Source organism: Pseudomonas alcaligenes, from assembly GCF_041729615.1.
In the GTDB taxonomy this organism is placed as follows: domain Bacteria; phylum Pseudomonadota; class Gammaproteobacteria; order Pseudomonadales; family Pseudomonadaceae; genus Aquipseudomonas; species Aquipseudomonas alcaligenes_B.
The window spans coordinates 1,741,386-1,757,466 of the sequence record NZ_CP154874.1; the positions used below are offsets into that span (position 1 = coordinate 1,741,386).

The window sequence follows — 16,081 nt, forward strand, 5'->3', positions numbered from 1 at the left end:
AGGCCAGCCATGTTCTTCGTCGCCCTGTTGATAGTGCTCTGCATCGGCGCCTGGGGCGCCCACCGCCTGGGACTGCCCGGCCTCGCCGACTGGCCGGCGCGCATGCGCCTGGCCCTGGCTGCGGCACTGGTTTTCGCGGGAATCGATCACTGGCTGACACCGGAACGTTACCTGCCGATGATGCCCGACTACCTGCCCTGGCATCTGCCGCTGGTGCTGTTCACCGGAACCTGCGAGATCGCCGGCGCGCTCGGCCTGCTGCTGCCGCGTACGCGGCGCCTGGCGGCCGCCCTGCTGGCGCTGTACTTCGTCTGCGTATTCCCGGCCAACCTGCACAATGCCCTCAATGGCCTGACCGTGGACGGCCTGCCGCAGGAACAGTGGTATTACTGGCTGCGCCTGCCGTTCCAGCCGCTGATCATCCTGTGGACGCTGTACGCCGGCGGCCTGCTGCCGCGCCGGGCCACCGCCGTGGCGGCCGCCTGAGGCTCAGATTTGCAGCAGGAAGGTCACCGGCCCATCGTTGACCAGGTACACCTGCATGTCGGCGCCGAAACGGCCCGTGGCGACCTGCGGGTGCTGCTCGCGGGCCAGCTCGACCAGGCGCTCGAACAGCGCCAGGCCCTGGGCCGGCGGCGCCGCCGTGGAAAAACTCGGGCGCAGGCCGCTGCTGGTATCGGCGGCCAGGGTGAACTGCGAGACCAGCAGCAGACCGCCGTTCACGTCCTTCAGTGACAGATTCATCTTGCCGGCGGCGTCGGCAAACACCCGGTAGCTGAGCAGGCGTTGCAGGCCCTTGGCCAGCGTCTGCGCATCGTCCTGCGGTTCGATGCCGACCAGCGCCAGCAGGCCCTGGTCAATGGCACCGACTGTCTCGCCTTGCACCTCGACGCGGGCGCCACGCACCCGCTGGATCAGCAGCTTCATGCCTCTTCCGGCGGCAGGTCGAGCAGGCGCCGGGCCATCTGGTCTGCGGCGCGCACCAGGGCGTCGGTGATGCCCTGCTCCGCCGCCGAGTGGCCGGCGTCGCGGATGATCTGCAGCTCGCTGTTGGGCCAGGCCTGGTGCAGGGCCCAGGCATTGTCCAGCGGGCAGATCACGTCGTAGCGACCGTGCACGATGACGCCCGGCAGGTGGGCGATCTTCGGCATGTCGCGCAGCAGCTGGTCTTCCTCGAGGAAGGCGTTGTTGACGAAGTAGTGGCACTCGATGCGGGCGATCGACAGCGCGCGGTGCGGCTCGCTGAAACGGTCGACCACCTGCGGGTTGGGGCGCAGGGTGGCGGTGCGGCCTTCCCAGGTCGACCAGGCCTTGGCCGCGTGCATCTGGGCGATCTGGTCCGGGCCGGTGAGGCGCTTGTAGAAGGCCTGCACCAGGTCGCCGCGCTCCTCGGCGGGGATCGGCGCCACATAGTCTTCCCAGTAGTCGGGGAACAGGCGGCTGGCGCCTTCCTGGTAGAACCAGCTGATCTCCTGCGGCCGGCAGAGGAAGATGCCGCGCAGGATCAGGCCATGCACGCGCTCGGGATGCTTCTGCGCGTAGGCCAGGGACAGGGTCGAGCCCCAGGAGCCGCCGAACAGCACCCACTTGTCGATACTCAGGTGCTCGCGGATGCGCTCCAGGTCGGCAACCAGGTCCCAGGTGGTGTTGCCTTCGAGGGTGGCGTGCGGGGTGGAGCGGCCGCAGCCGCGCTGGTCAAAGGTGACGATGCGGTACAGGTTCGGGTCGAAGTAGCGGCGGCTGGCGGCATCGCAGCCGGCACCCGGGCCGCCGTGGATGAACACCACCGGCAGGCCGTCCGGAGAGCCGCTTTCGTCCACGTAGAGAACGTGCGGTTCCTCCACCGCCAGCTCATGGCGGGCGTAGGGTTTGATCTCCGGATACAAAGTCAGCATGGCGCACTCCCGAGTCTGTGCGTAAGGTCCCTGTAGCTGCCTGACGGCAGCCAGCCGTGCCGGGCATCATAACCATGAATCAGGAGTTGAGCATGCCAGCCAAGCGATTTGCCCTGCCTTTTCTGCTGATCTGCGCACTGCTCGCCGGCTGCGGCCGCGACGATCCGCAGGCCGCCCTGGAGGCGGCCGTGCAGCAGCTGCAGGACAACCTGGAAGCCAAGCGCAACGATGCGGTGCTGGAGCAGCTGCATCCGCAGTTCGCCGCCCAGCAGCAATACGACCGCGAGTGGGCACGGCGCACCATGGCTCTGCTGTTCCTGCGCCACAAGCAGGTGCGCATCCTGGCCATCGGCAGCCGCAGCGAGATCGATCCTACCTACAGCAGCAAGGGCCGCACCCAGGCCGAGGTGGCCCTGACCGGCGCCGAGGGCTTGATCCCGGACAGTGCTCGGCACTACAGCGTCACCCTGGAGTGGTGGCTGGAGGACGGCGAGTGGCAGCTGGCGCGGCTGGACTGGGAATAGCCATAGGGCGGGTAAAACCCGCGCTTGCTTCCAGGGTCAACGCGGGTTTCATCCGCTCTACACCAGCTAGAACAGGTAGGGAATAAACATCCGGCTACGACCCATGTACGCGCGATAGTCCTCGCCGAAGTAGGCCAGGCATTCGGCCTCGTCACGTCGCGCCGCCAGGTACAGCAACGCGCTGGCCAGCAGGGCGAGGACCAGGGTGAGCGCGTGCAGGTCTTTCCAGGCGATGCCCCAGGTCAGCAGCAGCAACGAGCAGAACAGCGGGTGGCGGATGAAGCGGTAGATGCCGCCGGTGACCAGCTGCGAGGTGCGCTCAAAGGCGTACAGCTCGTCGTCCTGGCGCTGCTCGCCAGGCTTGCCGTCGCGGCGCAGCTGGTAGATGCCAAGCAGCAGCACGCTGAGCGAAGTGAACAGCAGCACCCAGGAGACCTTCTGGTGCAGGGCATAGCGATCCTCGAACCAGACCGGCGCGTTGAGCACCAGCAGCGCCAGCATCGCCTCCCAGGCGAGGAAGCGGTAGAAGCCATGGGAGCGGGTGTTCTTCAGCGCCCGCCAGGAAATCCCCAGCAGCGCCAGCGAGCCCAGCACGAAGGCCGTCGCCTGTATCCACAGCATCCCGTCACTCCTTGCCTCGTATCGATCGAACCCGGGCGCTCTGCTGGTACACTGCTGGCCAAATCCTAACGACCGCCCGCAATGGACCGCACCCAACTGCACTGCCTGCTGCCGCACCAGGGCCAAGCCCTGTGGCTGGACGCCCTGCTCGGCCACGATGCCGAACGCATCGAGGGCCTGTCCGCCTGGCACCATCTGCACGCCCTGGGCCACGACGCCTCGCCCTGCCTGCTGTTCGAGGCCGCGGCCCAGCTGTGCGCCGCGCATGGTGCCCTATATGGCGAGGATAGCGCCATCGACATGGCCCTGGTGGGCAAGCTGTCGCAGTTGCAGCTGCACCATGAACCACCGCGCCGCGAGGGCGCGCTGCACGTCAGCGCCACCCAGGAGACGCTAAGCCCGGCCGGCGCCCTCTACGCCTTCAGCATCCACGCCGAGCAGCGCCTGTTGCTGGACGGCAAGCTCCTGCTGGTGCTGGTCCGTGCTTGAGCTAACCAATATCACCCACCGCTACCCCGGCGCCGACACCCCGGCGCTGCAGGGCATCGACCTGCAATTGCAGGCCGGCCAGTGCCTGGGCCTGCTCGGCAGCAACGGCGCCGGCAAGACCACCCTGCTCTCCCTGCTGGCCGGCGTGCTGCCGCTGCAGCAGGGAGAGATCCGCTGGGACGGCGAGCGCAGCCTCGGCCTGGTGCCGCAGCAGCTGGCCTTCTATGCCGAACTCAAGGTGCGCGAGAACCTCGAACTGTTCGCCGACCTCTACCGCCTGCGCGGCGCCGAGCGCGCCCGCCGCCTGGAGCTGTGCATCGCCAGCACCGTGCTGGAGAGCAAGCTGCAACGCCGCGCCGCGCGCCTGTCCGGCGGCGAGCAGCGGCGCCTGAACTTCGCCATAGGCCTGCTGCAGCCGGCACGCCTGTATCTGTTCGACGAGGCCACGGTCGGCGTCGACGCCGCCAGCCGCCAGCTGCTGCTGGGCGCCGTCGAGCACCTCACTGCCGAGGGCCACGGAGTGATCTACACCAGCCACTACCTCGACGAGATCGAGCGTGTGGCCCAGCGCATCGTCCTGCTGCACGAGGGGCGGGTGCGCCTGGACCTGGACAGCCGCCAGCTGCTCGACGACGGCCACGGCCTGCTGCTGGAGTGGCAGGGCGAGGAGCCCGCCGGCCTGCGCGAGCTGCTGGCGAAACTGCACCTCAGCGCCGAGGCGCTGCCAGGCGGCCTGCGCATCTCCAGCCTGGACGGCCCACAGCTGCTGGAGATCACCCGCTTCCTCGCCGAGCGCCCCGAGCTGCCGCACCTGCTGCGCTTCGGCCGGCCCTCGCTGGAACAGCTCTACCTGCGCCTCAACGGAGGGCGCCTATGAGACTGCGGGCCCTGGTGCGCAAGGAATTCCTGCTGATGCTGCGCGACCCCCACGCGCTGGCCGTGCTCTTCATCATGCCGACCCTGTTCCTGGTGCTGATGGCCGGCGCCATGTCCAACTACCTGCAGGACAAGCCGCCGGTCCTGCGTGTGGTGCTGCAGGCCACGCCGAATGGCAGCTACGAGCAGGTATTCCGCGCCGCCCTTGAGGCCCAGCTGCCGGGCAGCGAACTGCTGGCTCAGGGCGATGCGCGCAGTGCCAGGATCAGCCTGCCCGCCGACTTCAGCGAGAGCCTCCTGGATGATCAGCGCCAGGGCCTGGCCCTGAGCTTCCCGCCGCAGCTGGACAAGCTGTCGCGCCAGCACCTGCGCAGCGCCGTGCGCATCGCCCTGGCGCAGACCCGCCTGCTCGCCTTCCTCGAAGACAGCGGCGAGCTGGATGCCAGCCTGCCGCTGGCCGAGCGCCTGGCCCTGGTGCAGCAACGCACGCAAAGCAGGGTCGAGGAACACGAGCTGCTGGCCAGCGGCGACCTCAGCGGCCGCGCCAACGCCAGCCAGCTGAGCGTGCCGGCCTGGCTGATCTTCGGCATGTTCTTCGTCGCCCTGCCGATGGCCGGCGGCTTCCAGCGCGAACAGCAGAGCGGCGCCCTCCTGCGTTTCCGCGCCCTCGACCTCAGCTTGGCCACCCTGGCCCTGAGCAAGCTGCTGCCCTACTTCGCCATCAATCTGGTGCAGTTCGCCCTGCTGCTGAGCATCGGTGTGCACGGTCTGCCACTGCTCGGCCTGCAGGGCCTGAGCCTGCCCGGCAGCCCGGCGGCCTATGCCCTGCTCGCCATCAGCCTGAGCCTGGCCACCTGCGGCCTCGGCCTGCTGTTCGCAGCCCTGGCGCGCAGCGCCGAGCAGGCGTTGTTGCTCGGCGGCGGGATCAATATCATCCTCGCCGCACTGGGCGGCATCATGGTGCCGAAGAGCGTGATGCCGGCCGCCATGGGCCAACTGGCGGAAGTCTCGCCGATGAGCTGGGCGCTGGACGCCTTCCTCACCCTGCTGGTGGGCCAGGGTTCGCTCGCCGACATCGCCCCCTACTGTTTCCGCCTGCTGCTGATGGCCGCCCTGCTGGGCGGCGGTGGCTGGCTCCTGTTCCGCAGACGAGTGCAGCAAACGCAATGGACGACCTTCTAGAACAACAACTCAAGCAACTGCTGATTCGCGAGTGCGACAAGGAAGACGACATCGACTGGCAGAGCATCGCCGACGACGAGCCGCTGTTCGGCGCCAAGAGCCGCGTGCAGATGGACAGCCTGGACGCCCTGCAGGTGTCGCTGGCCCTGCAGCAGCACTACGGCGTGCGCATCGAGGGCGCCAAGGACGGTCGCAAGATCCTCGCCAGCATCGCCGATATCGCCGCCTTTATCCGCAGCCAGCAATGATCCCCGTCTACCTGCAGCGCGGCGCCCTGCACAGCGCCCTCGGCGCCGACCTGAGCGAAGCGGCGAGCAACCTGCTGGCCGACCGCCGGCCACAACCGACGCCCTTCTTGCTGCACGAACTGCAGCAGCCGCGCCCCTACCTCGCCGCTGCCACTGACGAGACGCTGGACGCACGCCTGGATCGTCTGCTCGGCGAAACCCTGGGCGACGCAGCGGCCGGTGACTGCCTGTTGATCGTCGCCAGCACCGCGCTGGACATCACCGAGCTGGAAACCCAAGTGGCAGCCGACGGAGGCTTCCGCTTCGAACACTCCACGCCGCTGGACCTGATGGCCGAGCGGCTGCGCCAGCGCCACGGCTTCGCCGAGGCCTTCACCCTCAACACCGCCTGCACCAGCGCCGCCAACGGACTGCTGTATGGCGCGCGACTGCTCGCCAGCGGTGACTACAAGCAGGTACTGGTGCTGGCCTTCGAGACGCCCAGCGCCATTGCTCAGCAAGGCTTCGGCGCCCTCGACCTGACCAGCCCCAGCGGCGCCTACCGACCCTTCCACCCGGAGCGCGACGGCCTGGTGCTGGGCGAGTGCTACTGCGCCACCCTGCTCGGCCGCGAACCAGGGCAGGCACCATTGGCCAGACTGCTCGGCGGTTTCAGCGCCTGCGATACCAGCAGCCTGACCACCACCCGCGAGGATGGCAGCCATATCGACTGGGTGATGCGCCGCGCCCTGCAGGTCGCCGGGGTCGAGGCCGGGCAGATCGGCCTGGCCAAGCTGCACGGCACCGCCACCGGCGCCAACGACCTGGCCGAAAGCGCCGGCATGCGCCTGCTCTACCCCGAGGCGCTACCGCCGCTGGCCGTGCTCAAGCCCTGGCTCGGCCACAGCCTGGGCGCCTGCGGCCTGAGCGAGACGCTGCTGCTGCTCGCCGCCCTGCGCCGCGGCGCGCTGCCGGCGCTGGACTATGCCGGCGAGGCGCTGCTGCCGCTGCCCAGCGAGCCGACGGCCATTGCGCCCGACGCCCTGCTGCTGGCCAACTTCTTCGGCTTCGGCGGCAACAACGCCAGCCTGGTGCTGCAGGGGATCGCGCAATGAACGTCATCGCCGCCAGCGAGATCCACGGCAGCGCAGCCCTCGACGACAAGGCGCTGAAGGCCGCGCTGAGCCAGTATCTGGCAAGCCCGCCACGGCGCATCGACCGCCTGATCTTCCAGGCCCTGCTCGGCGCGGCCCTGCTCAAGGAGCAGGTGCGCAGCGACTGCGGCCTGTACCTGGCCTCACGCCACCCGGCGCGGCCGACCATGGGCGCGCTGCTCGACGCCGTGTGCGTGCAGCAACGCCAGCCCAAGCCCTTCGAGTTCGTCAACAGCGTGAGCAACGCCGCCGGCTTCCATGTTGCCCAACAACTGGGACTGGAAGGCCCGAACCTGTTTATCGGCGCCGGGCCACGGGTATGGCCACAGCTGCAGCGGCTGGCCGCGCTGGACCTGGCCGACGGCCTGGTCAGCCAGGCGCTGCTGCTGGTGGTCGAGGACCTGGGCGATTTCCGCGTGCAGGCGGTGTTGCTGGAGCGCGGCACGCAGACCAACGTGGCAGAGGACTTCGCGGCGCTGACAGCGGGAATAGCAGCGTTGCGGCTGGATCTGTAGGTCGACACCTCCCCTCTCCCACTTGTGGGAGAGGGGCCGGGGGAGAGGGCGATGACGCCTTCCCTCTCCCTAACCCTCTCCCGTAAACGGGAGAGGGAACTTCAACTCAGCCCTTGCGCTTGCTCCAGGCGCCCAGTTCCTTCATCAGCGCCCGCTCCTGGCCGGCGATGCCGCGCAGCATCTCGGCGATCGGGCGGAAGTCCGGCGCCTCGCCCTTGCTGCGGCTGGCGCGCACGCAGGCCGAGGCGAACTGGCGCCAGTCGTCGCCGATGGCGGTCAGGCGTGCCGAAGCCTCGCCCAGCTCGGCCGCGCCGATCTTCTCGCCGGCCTCCTGCAGGAAGCTGGCGTACATGAAGCGGAAGCCGGCGCCGCCGGTGCCGATCTCTTCCTGCATGCGCACGATGTGGGTCAGGTACAGGCGGTTGTACTTGGCCTGCGCCGGGTCGAGCTGCTCGACCTGCCTGGCCAGGTGCTGGATGCCGCGGATGCCGATCCACGGCAGCGGCATGCCGTCGAGGATGCGTGTGGTGCCGAGCACGGCCTGGCGGATCAGCGTCTCCCAATCCTGCTCCCGGGGCACGTCGTCGAGCCAGTACATCAGGCCCTTGGCCGCCAGCGCGCCCTTGGCGAAGCGTGCCTTCTGCAGGTCGGCGGCGGCGCAGCGCACCGGCTCCTCGAACACCGGGTCGCTGATCAGGTATTCGTCGCCGTCGCGGCCGTAGGCCAGCAGGTTGTGCGCATTGAAGTGGAAGCGCATCTCCGGCGGAAAGTACGGCAGCCAGAACACCGAGCTCTGCAGGCCGGCCAGGCGACCCTGGTCGAGCAGCGCATCCAGCTCGCGGCGGCCCTGCTCGGGGTTACCGAAGGTGCGACTGTTGAGGCGCGCGCCGAGGCGCTTGCTCAGGGTTTTGATCAGGTGCCTGGGCGGCATGCGATAGGCAATCAGCGGCATGCCGCTGAGCTTGACGATCGGCAGGTAGGCGAAGGCCAGTCCCGAGGCCAGGCCAAAGGCCATCGGTTCGCTCATCGGCAGGCCGGCGTGGCTCAGCAGGCTGGCCATCACCCCGCTCTCGCAGTGGGCGCTCTGGCGGTGCTGGAAATGCGGTTCGAAGCTGCTCATGCCGGGGCCTTCTGGTAGCCGATCAGTTGTTCCACCGGCAGGCCGAAGGCGTCGGCGTAACGGGCGAGGATAGAGGCGCTGAGGCGCCGGTAGACGGCCGGGCGGAAGTGCCGGCGGATACGCCATTGCCACAGCCCGGTGATCTGCGCCAGCGCCGGCTCGTCCAGGCGGTAGCGGTACATCAGGCATTTCAGCGGCGACAGCTCGCCACGCTGCCAGGCCGCCTCGGCCTCGGCCTCCTGGGCCTGCAGCTCGGCCACGGCCAGCTGGGTGGCGTAGGCCTCGGTGTCCCAGCCGTCGCTCTGCGCGCGCTGGTAGTGGCCCTCGGCGTCCACGGCGTAGACCAGCTTGCTGTGGCCGCCGTAGGTGGAGCTGTGATCCTGGGGAACCTCGTCAAGCTTCATCGCCGACCACCGTCAGATGCATGAATGCGCTGGAGAAGCGCCCGCTCTCGGGCACGTAGCAGAGCAGGCGCTCGCCACGGCGCAGGCGGCCGCCGTTGAACAGTTCCTCGAGGATGATGAAGATCGAGGCGGCGCCGGTATTGCCCTTGCTGGTCAGGTTGGTGAACCAGCGCTCCTGGGGAATCGGCAGGTCGGCCTCGGCCAGGCCCTCGGCCAGGCGCTCGCGGAAGTACTCGGAGGAGTAGTGCGGCAGGAAGTGGTCGATATCCGCCGCGCGCAGCTCGCGCTTGTGCAGGATGCGCCGGAGCGCCTCGACCACGGTGACGCGCACGATGTTGTCGTTGAGCAGCTTGACGTCCTGCTTGATCGCCATCACCGAACGGCGGCCGCGCTCGGCGGCGTCGTAGCGGCTCCAGCCGGTCAGGCCGCCCTCCTCCATCTCGGCGCCGGCGTACATGCAGGGCGGCATCTGGTCGGCGAAGGAGAGGATGTCGATCCAGTCGATGCGCAGGCTCAGGCCACGGGTGTTGGGGCGGTCCTGCAGCCACACGGCGCCGGCACCGTCGGACAGCATCCAGCGCAGGAAGTCCTTCTCGAAGGCGATCTCCGGGTGGCTCTCCAGCTCGGCGGCGCGGCGCTCGTACTCGGCGTCGAAGTTGCGCGCCTGCATCAGCGTAGAGGCGACCTCCGAGCCGCAGGCCACGGCGTTGCGGCTCTCGCCGCTGGCCACGCTGAGGTAGGCGTACTTCAGCGCGGTGACGCCGCACAGGCAGATGCCGGCGGTGGTCACCACCTCGCTGGGCGGGTTACCCAGCTCGCCATGCACCATCACCGCATGGCCGGGCATGGTCTGGTCCGGCGAGGAGGTGCTGGCCACCAGGCAGTCCAGCTCGCCCAGGTCGAAGCCTGGCGCCTCGAGGCCGCGGATGGCGGCGGCGCTGAGCTGCGCGTTGTTCATCGCCGGCTCGCCGCTGGCCGGGTCGATCACGTAGTGGCGGCTCTGGATGCCGTTGCGCTTGAGCACCAGGCGGCGGGCCCGCGACGGCTGGCCGCCGACCAGACCGAGGCGCTCCTCCATCTGTTCGTTGTCGACCGGGTCGAACGGCAGATAGGCGCTGATGCGATTGATGAAGACAGGGTTGGCCACGTTGAATCCTCGGGTCACTTCACTCGCCGGACGGACCGGCGAAGTAGGCCTTTTCACGCAGAGTCCGATCCCTGGACAGCGGAGCCAGCAGTTTCTTGAGCAGGGCGCCGAGCGGCACCACGGTGATGATCAGGCAGATCAGAAAGACGATGTAGACCACCAGGCCAGCACCGCGGCGGCGGCTCTGCTGCGGGCCGAGGGCGGCGAGCAGGCGGCTCCACAGTTGGAAGCTGCGGTTGCCGACCTTCTCGCTGCCGATCAGTTTCTCGTCGACGCGCACGGCACCGAGGCCCTTGAGCATGGGCTCGGTGATGGGCTGGGCGTCGCGGGTCAGGCGCTGCGCCATGGCCTCGCCGAAACGGCTGGCGGCGGCGATCTCGCCCTCCTCGATGCCGGCGCGCGGCACCCAGGCATAGGGTTTCTGCCGGCCGGTGAACATCCACAGCGGGGTGGCCAGGAAGCTGGCGGCAGTGCCGCAGGCATCGGTCAGGGCGATGTTGTCGACCAGGCGCGCGCCCAGCTCGGCCAGCCTGGTCTTGACCTTCTCCTGGGCCATCAGCCACATGTTGCGGCAGCCGATCAGGGTCACCACCGGGGTGTCCTTGCACAGCTTTGCCGCCTCCGGCGAGGCGAGGAAGCTGGTCACCGGCAACGACGGCGAGAGGAACCACACCTGGTAGGCGAGGATGATCAGGTCGTAGCGCTTGTCCGCGTCCACCTGCAGCGGCAGCAGCGGCGCCGGGCGCATCAGCACCGTCTCGGGGAAGATGCGGAAGAAACCGAGGAAGGGCCAGGGGAAGGGAAAGGGCTGGGCCGGCTGCAGCGGCAGGTAGTCGACCTGCACGCCGGGGTCTTTCTCCAGGGGCGCGCATACCGACCGGACCAGACGGTCCAGCTGGCCGGTTTGGGAGAAATGAACCACTAAAACCTGACGCATCCGCTGCCGATTCCCTGCAAAATGGCCGGATTATGCCACAGCGATTTCTTCAAACCGTAACCTGGCCCTGCCTGGCGGCACTGCTGTTCGTCAGCTCGCCGGTGCGCGCCGGCGACATAGTGGTCAGGGTCGAGGGCATACAGGCCAGCGGCAACCTCTATCTGGCGCTGGCACCCGCCGACCGTGACGACTGGGGCGATCGCCCGCTGCAGCAGCTGCACGCCGGGACGGGCGAACTGCGCCTGCCAGACGTGCCGCCGGGGCGCTATGCCGTGCAGCTGTACCAGGACAGCAACGGCAACGGCCGGCTCGACCTCAGCCCGCGCGGCGTGCCGCAGGAGCCGGTGGGTTTCTCGGGCAACCCTTCGTTGCTCAAGGGCAAGCCCTCGCCACGGGCCTGCCTGTTCACCCATGGCGAGGCGGACAGCCTGGTCACGCTGCGCTTGCAAGCACCGCGCAAGCGTCGCTAGGGCGCGATCTGCGCTTCCGCCACGCGCCAGATCAGCGCATCGGTGTCGTAGCCGCGCGCCCGCGCCTCGGCCAGCAGCTGCTCACGGGTCTGCGCCGAGACCTGCGGGGTGCGCGACAACAGCCAGAGGTACTCGCGGTTGGGGTTGCCGACCAGCACGTGCTGGTAGTCCTGGTCCAGGTAGAGCACCCAGTAGTCGCCCTTGGCCACGCCGGGGAAAAGCGCGCTGAACCAGTTGTCGAAGCTCACCCACAGCTTGTCGGTGCGCCCGGCCTCCTGGGCCACGGCGCGCCCGCGCGCCTCGATCCACTCGCCCTCCAGGGTGCGGCAACGGTTGGTCACGCCGATGCTGCCATCGTCCTGCAAGAGGTAATGCGCTTCGGACTGGGCACAGTTGCGCTGGAAGAACATCGGCAGGCGCGCCAGTTCGTACCAGGTGCCCTGGTAGCGCTGCAGATCGACCTGGCCGGCGCTGGCCGGCGGTGCTTCCGCGGACGAGCTGGCGCAGCCGGCCAGCAGGGTAAGTGCCAGGGTACAGAACAGGGCGCGCATCATTTCAGGCCCTGGCCGGCGAACATCATCACCTTGTCGCCGGCGAACTGCACGCTGATGAAGGTCTTGTCATCGCCCCAGGTGCAGCTGGTCAGACCGATGGCGCCGGAGCACTCGCTGGGGCTGCCGAGCAGGCTTTCCACCTCGCTCTTGGCCATGCCGGCCTTGAGCTTGGAATAGTTCTCCTGGTTGATCTTGCTGCAGGCGGCGAGCAGGACACAGGCGGCGAGGACGACGAGTGAACGCGGCGACATGGGGTGGCTCCTGGGAAATGGGACTGCGCAAGAGCTTGGCACAAGCCGGGCTCGATTGCGCCCTTCGGACCTCAGAAGCGTGAGCCGGGTTCCGTGAGGAACTGCGCCTCCTCGGCCGTGGAAGGACGGCCGAGCACGGCGTTGCGATGGGGAAAGCGGCCGAAGCGCTGGATCACCCGCTGGTGGCGCACGGCGTAATCCAGATAGCCGTCGAACAATGCGCGCTCGCTCGGCGCCGCCTGGTCGCGCAGCGCGCCGAAGCGGGCGACCGCCTCGTCCTGCAGGGCCAGGTCCTCGGCATGCTCCAGCACCAGGTAGGCGAATACCCGGCGGATGGCCGGCAGCCTGGCATCGAAGCCCTGCTCCAGGCCCTGGCGGACCAGCTGGCGGGCCCGCGCATCGCCAGCGAAGGCTTGCGGCGTGCCGCGATGGATCATCCGCGGCAGCTGGTCGAGCAACAGCAGCAAGGCCAGCCAGCCGTCCGGCTGCCCGGCCCAGTCGCCCAGGCCGCCGGCCAGCGCCTGCTCGCAGTGCGGGCCGAAGCGCTGGCGCGCCTTCTCGTCCTGCTCGGCACGATAGCCGAACCACAGCCCGCTGCGCTCAGCCGCCACCTCGCTGGCGGTTGCGCCGGTTCCGAACCACCAGTCGAGCAGGGGCTGCCAGGGCTGCATGGCTCAGCCGCGATGGTAGGCGCTGATGCGCAGCACTTCTTCCTTGGAGCCGAGGAACACCGCCACGCGCTGGTGCAGGCTCTCAGGTTTCAGGTCGAGGATGCGCTGGGCGCCGTTGGTGGCGGCGCCACCGGCCTGTTCGATGATCATCGCCATCGGGTTGGCCTCGTACATCAGGCGCAGCTTGCCCGGCTTCTCCGGCTCGCGACCGTCGCGCGGGTACATGAAGATGCCACCGCGGGTGAGGATGCGATGCACGTCGGCGACCATGGAGGCGATCCAGCGCATGTTGTAGTTCTTGCCCAGCGGCCCGGTCTCGCCGGCCAGCAGCTCGGACACGTAGCGCTGCACCGGGGCCTCCCAGTGGCGCTGGTTGGACATGTTGATGGCGAATTCCTTGGTCGCCTCCGGCACGCGGATGTTGTCGTGGGTCAGCACGAAGCTGCCCAGCTCGCGGTCCAGGGTGAAGCCCTTGACGCCATCGCCGAGGGTCAGCATCAGCATGGTCTGCGGACCGTAGATGGCGTAGCCGGCGGCTACCTGCTCGGTACCCGGCTGGAGGAAGGCCTGCTCGTCGAGGCTGCCGTTCTGGTTGAGGTACTGATCCGGGCAGCGCAGCACGGAGAAGATGGTGCCGACCGAGACGTTGACGTCGATGTTGGAGGAGCCATCCAGCGGGTCGAACACCAGCAGGTAGGCACCCTTGGGGTACTTGCCGGGGATCTGGTAGGCGTTGTCCATTTCCTCGGAGGCCATGCCGGCCAGGTGCCCGCCCCATTCGTTGGCTTCCAGCAGGATCTCGTTGGAGATCACGTCGAGCTTCTTCTGCACCTCGCCCTGCACGTTCTCGGTGCCCATGCTGCCGAGCACGCCGCCCAGCGCCCCCTTGGACACGGCATGGCTGATTTCCTTGCAGGCACGCGCCACTACTTCGATGAGGAAACGCAGATCGGCTGGGGTGTTGTGGCTGCGGGTCTGTTCGATCAGATAGCGGCTGAGGGTGACGCGCGACATGGAGAGGCTCCGGGGAGGCAGTGAAAATCGCGCGCAGTTTAACCGTTCCGTGACCGCCGCGTCTCGGCCCGCTCGGCGCCCAGGCCAAAGAAGCGGGGCCTCGAACGAGGCCCGATGTGACTCAGATATCCCAGGACAGGGACAGATTGATGCCTTGCTGGTCGCTGTCATCGGCGTCGCGGTAGGTATAGGCACCGCGCAGGGCCAGACCGGGAGCCAGCTGGTGGCTGACGCCGAAACTGGCACGCCAGGTCTTGTCATCCGGCACGTAGCCTTCCAGCGTGTAACCGATGGTCGGCAGGCTACGCAGCGACATGTCGACTTCGCTGGCGTCATCCTCGTACTCGCGTTCCATCGCCACCTCGCCGAACAGGCGGGTCTGCTGATTGAGGTCGAACAGCCCCTGCAGACCAATACCCAGGCGCTTGGAACTGCGCTTCTGGTCGCCATAGTTCAGCGCCGTCGACAGGTTGCTGTTCTCCGAGTAGCCGTCCACCTCGACCCGCGCATAGTCGGCGCTGACGAAGGGACTCAGGTGCCACTGGCTGTCCGGGCTCTGGGCGATGTCGTAGCCGATGCGCCCGCTCAGACTCCAGAGGTCGCCATCGGTATCCCCCTTCTCGCCACGACTGGCCGGCCCGAGATCGAACTGGCGCTCCAGGTCGTGATAGTCCAGGTAGCCGATGCTGACGGCAGCCTCGCCCCACCAGCGGTCGTGCTGGTACTGAGCGAAGGCGGTGGCCAGGTAGCTGCGCAGGTCATAGTCGGAATCGGCCTCGCCGGCCTCCAGACCTTGTTCGTAGAGACCGGCAGCCAGGCCGACGCGCCAGGCCTCGTTGAGGCGGTAGCTACCGCCGAGGTTGAGGCTGTAGCCATTGCCATCGGCCGAGCTGTCGTAGACGTCATAGTCCAGACGCTGGCCGCCGCCGTTGACGAAGGTGCGCCACTGGCCGACTGCCTGCCAAGCCTCCCAGTCTGCCTGCCACTGGGCACGCAGCTGGTCCTGGTGGGAGCGCAGGGTGCCATGGGCCATCTCCGGCAGCAGGCTGATCTCCCAGGGCGCAGCCAGCAGCGAGTAGGCGTAATCGGCGATCAACCGCTGGCCGGCGATGGTCGGGTGTACGCCGTCATCGAACAGCAGTTTGGTCGGGTCCGGATTAGTGCCATTGATACCGTACACAGGATTCTGGGCCGAGCAATCGTCGAAGCAGGTCCCGATCAGATTCTGATCGGTCGCCAGACCATAGCGCCCAGGATCGGCCAGCACCTCGGAAAGCATCAGTGGCACATTCAGCGGAATAATCTCGGCATTCACCGAGGACAGCTGGCGCACCAGCTCGGCATTGAAGTCGACACCCAGCTGGGAGGCAGCAGCCCCTACGCCGGTTCCGGAAAGCGCCGGGGTCTTGCCTACGTCCGGCAACAGCCAGACCACGATATAGCGGGCACCTGCGGCGCGGAGTGCTTCCACGCTGTCGACCAGGCGCCCCGCAGCGGCCTGAGCAGTAGCGGTACTGGTCACTCGCCCCTGGAGAAAGTCGTTGCCGCCGCCGGTGATGTAGTACAGCGCATCGGGGTCGGCGCGAAAGCCATTGGCCGCCAGGTAATTACTATTGACCGTATCGAGTATCTGATCGGTGCGGTAACCGCCAACGGCCCAGTTGTTGCCGCCGGCATTCGCAGCGGCGAGCCCGTCGGCACCGAAGCCCAACTCGCTGCCCAGCAACATGGGGGCGACCGGCCCGTAGGCTTCACCAGCACCGTAGGTCGGGCCAACCCTGTTAGTAAAGCGGATGGGACCATCGGGGCCCGTGTTCCAGCCGGCATCGCTGAGGCTGTCGCCGAATACGATCAGACTCGAATAGGGGGAGGCTTGCAGCGAGAGGGAAGTACTGGCCAGCAGGCAAGCGGCCGCCAGCGGAGTCAGTAAGCGCTTCATCGGAATGTCCTTATGATTGTTATTGGACCGGTTGGAACTCGCCGACTTTAACGTGATTTTCCTCTCAATTCAGCAAGCGTTTGCTTCGGGA

21 protein-coding genes are annotated in these 16,081 nt (G+C 67.9%); 9 read left to right on the forward strand and 12 right to left on the reverse strand.

What is annotated here, in order from left to right; all coding sequences use genetic code 11:
- Positions 1-9: 9 nt before the first annotated feature.
- Complete coding sequence (locus tag AAG092_RS08470; protein WP_220034084.1) at positions 10-486, forward strand: DoxX family protein; 477 nt, start codon at positions 10-12, stop codon at positions 484-486.
- A gap of 3 nt (positions 487-489) precedes the next feature.
- On the opposite strand, the gene dtd is transcribed toward AAG092_RS08470, so the two are convergent.
- Both dtd and pip read right to left on the reverse strand, forming a co-directional pair.
- Positions 490-927 carry a D-aminoacyl-tRNA deacylase gene (dtd, locus tag AAG092_RS08475; protein ID WP_373389328.1) on the reverse strand — a complete coding sequence of 146 codons (438 nt, stop codon included), beginning with the start codon at positions 925-927 and terminating at the stop codon, positions 490-492.
- On the reverse strand, positions 924-1,895 hold the full coding sequence (gene pip / locus AAG092_RS08480; protein ID WP_373389329.1) for a prolyl aminopeptidase: 972 nt from the start codon (positions 1,893-1,895) through the stop codon (positions 924-926). The genes dtd and pip overlap by 4 nt, the downstream gene beginning before the upstream one ends.
- A 92-nt stretch (positions 1,896-1,987) precedes the next feature.
- Between pip and AAG092_RS08485 the strand changes: the two genes are divergently transcribed.
- The gene (locus AAG092_RS08485) at positions 1,988-2,419 is read left to right on the forward strand and encodes a hypothetical protein (RefSeq protein WP_373389330.1); all 432 of its coding nucleotides are present in this window, start codon (positions 1,988-1,990) and stop codon (positions 2,417-2,419) included.
- A 66-nt stretch (positions 2,420-2,485) separates the two neighbouring features.
- Here the strand turns inward: AAG092_RS08485 and AAG092_RS08490 are convergent, their stop codons facing one another.
- Complete coding sequence (locus AAG092_RS08490) at positions 2,486-3,040, reverse strand: isoprenylcysteine carboxylmethyltransferase family protein (RefSeq protein WP_373389331.1); 555 nt, start codon at positions 3,038-3,040, stop codon at positions 2,486-2,488.
- A gap of 81 nt (positions 3,041-3,121) precedes the next feature.
- On the opposite strand from AAG092_RS08490, the gene AAG092_RS08495 reads away from it, so the two are divergent.
- The 6 genes from AAG092_RS08495 to AAG092_RS08520 are packed head-to-tail and all read left to right on the forward strand — an operon-like array spanning position 3,122 to position 7,483.
- Positions 3,122-3,529 carry a beta-hydroxyacyl-ACP dehydratase gene (locus tag AAG092_RS08495; RefSeq protein ID WP_373389332.1) on the forward strand — a complete coding sequence of 136 codons (408 nt, stop codon included), beginning with the start codon at positions 3,122-3,124 and terminating at the stop codon, positions 3,527-3,529.
- Positions 3,522-4,406, forward strand: coding sequence for an ABC transporter ATP-binding protein (locus AAG092_RS08500; protein ID WP_373389333.1), 885 nt, complete (start codon positions 3,522-3,524; stop codon positions 4,404-4,406). Before AAG092_RS08495 ends, AAG092_RS08500 begins: the two co-directional genes overlap by 8 nt.
- The gene (locus tag AAG092_RS08505) at positions 4,403-5,587 is read left to right on the forward strand and encodes an ABC transporter permease (RefSeq protein ID WP_373389334.1); all 1,185 of its coding nucleotides are present in this window, start codon (positions 4,403-4,405) and stop codon (positions 5,585-5,587) included. The genes AAG092_RS08500 and AAG092_RS08505 overlap by 4 nt, the downstream gene beginning before the upstream one ends.
- Complete coding sequence (locus AAG092_RS08510; RefSeq protein WP_203790292.1) at positions 5,572-5,835, forward strand: acyl carrier protein; 264 nt, start codon at positions 5,572-5,574, stop codon at positions 5,833-5,835. Before AAG092_RS08505 ends, AAG092_RS08510 begins: the two co-directional genes overlap by 16 nt.
- Positions 5,832-6,929: a beta-ketoacyl synthase N-terminal-like domain-containing protein gene (locus tag AAG092_RS08515; protein ID WP_373389335.1), complete on the forward strand. Its 1,098-nt coding sequence runs from the start codon at positions 5,832-5,834 to the stop codon at positions 6,927-6,929. Before AAG092_RS08510 ends, AAG092_RS08515 begins: the two co-directional genes overlap by 4 nt.
- Positions 6,926-7,483, forward strand: coding sequence for a hypothetical protein (locus tag AAG092_RS08520; protein ID WP_373389336.1), 558 nt, complete (start codon positions 6,926-6,928; stop codon positions 7,481-7,483). Before AAG092_RS08515 ends, AAG092_RS08520 begins: the two co-directional genes overlap by 4 nt.
- A 106-nt stretch (positions 7,484-7,589) precedes the next feature.
- On the opposite strand, the gene AAG092_RS08525 is transcribed toward AAG092_RS08520, so the two are convergent.
- The 4 genes from AAG092_RS08525 to AAG092_RS08540 are packed head-to-tail and all read right to left on the reverse strand — an operon-like array spanning position 7,590 to position 11,091.
- Positions 7,590-8,603 carry a BtrH N-terminal domain-containing protein gene (locus AAG092_RS08525; RefSeq protein WP_373389337.1) on the reverse strand — a complete coding sequence of 338 codons (1,014 nt, stop codon included), beginning with the start codon at positions 8,601-8,603 and terminating at the stop codon, positions 7,590-7,592.
- The gene (locus AAG092_RS08530) at positions 8,600-9,007 is read right to left on the reverse strand and encodes a hypothetical protein (protein ID WP_373389338.1); all 408 of its coding nucleotides are present in this window, start codon (positions 9,005-9,007) and stop codon (positions 8,600-8,602) included. The genes AAG092_RS08525 and AAG092_RS08530 overlap by 4 nt, the downstream gene beginning before the upstream one ends.
- Positions 8,997-10,154: a beta-ketoacyl-ACP synthase III gene (locus AAG092_RS08535; RefSeq protein ID WP_373389339.1), complete on the reverse strand. Its 1,158-nt coding sequence runs from the start codon at positions 10,152-10,154 to the stop codon at positions 8,997-8,999. Before AAG092_RS08535 ends, AAG092_RS08530 begins: the two co-directional genes overlap by 11 nt.
- A 19-nt stretch (positions 10,155-10,173) precedes the next feature.
- Entirely contained in the window at positions 10,174-11,091 is a 918-nt protein-coding gene (locus tag AAG092_RS08540; RefSeq protein ID WP_373389340.1) for a dialkylrecorsinol condensing enzyme, read from the reverse strand.
- Positions 11,092-11,123: 32 nt separating this feature from the next.
- Here AAG092_RS08540 and AAG092_RS08545 point away from each other — a divergent pair, with 32 nt between their 5' ends.
- Positions 11,124-11,561 (forward strand): DUF2141 domain-containing protein, encoded by a 438-nt coding sequence (locus tag AAG092_RS08545; protein WP_373389341.1) that lies wholly within the window; start codon positions 11,124-11,126, stop codon positions 11,559-11,561.
- Here AAG092_RS08545 and AAG092_RS08550 read toward each other — a convergent pair.
- From AAG092_RS08550 to AAG092_RS08570, 5 genes are all read right to left on the reverse strand, one after another.
- On the reverse strand, positions 11,558-12,112 hold the full coding sequence (locus tag AAG092_RS08550) for a lipocalin family protein (RefSeq protein ID WP_373389574.1): 555 nt from the start codon (positions 12,110-12,112) through the stop codon (positions 11,558-11,560). The genes AAG092_RS08545 and AAG092_RS08550 overlap by 4 nt on opposite strands.
- Positions 12,112-12,366 (reverse strand): outer membrane protein assembly factor BamE, encoded by a 255-nt coding sequence (gene bamE, locus AAG092_RS08555; RefSeq protein ID WP_373389342.1) that lies wholly within the window; start codon positions 12,364-12,366, stop codon positions 12,112-12,114. The genes AAG092_RS08550 and bamE overlap by 1 nt, the downstream gene beginning before the upstream one ends.
- 71 nt (positions 12,367-12,437) lie before the next feature.
- Positions 12,438-13,037 carry a DUF924 family protein gene (locus tag AAG092_RS08560; RefSeq protein ID WP_373389343.1) on the reverse strand — a complete coding sequence of 200 codons (600 nt, stop codon included), beginning with the start codon at positions 13,035-13,037 and terminating at the stop codon, positions 12,438-12,440.
- Between the two features lie 3 nt (positions 13,038-13,040).
- A complete protein-coding gene (locus AAG092_RS08565; RefSeq protein WP_373389344.1) occupies positions 13,041-14,051 on the reverse strand; it encodes a class 1 fructose-bisphosphatase in 1,011 nt (336 codons plus the stop codon).
- Between the two features lie 121 nt (positions 14,052-14,172).
- Positions 14,173-15,990 (reverse strand): autotransporter domain-containing protein, encoded by a 1,818-nt coding sequence (locus AAG092_RS08570; protein ID WP_373389346.1) that lies wholly within the window; start codon positions 15,988-15,990, stop codon positions 14,173-14,175.
- Positions 15,991-16,081: the final 91 nt, after the last annotated feature.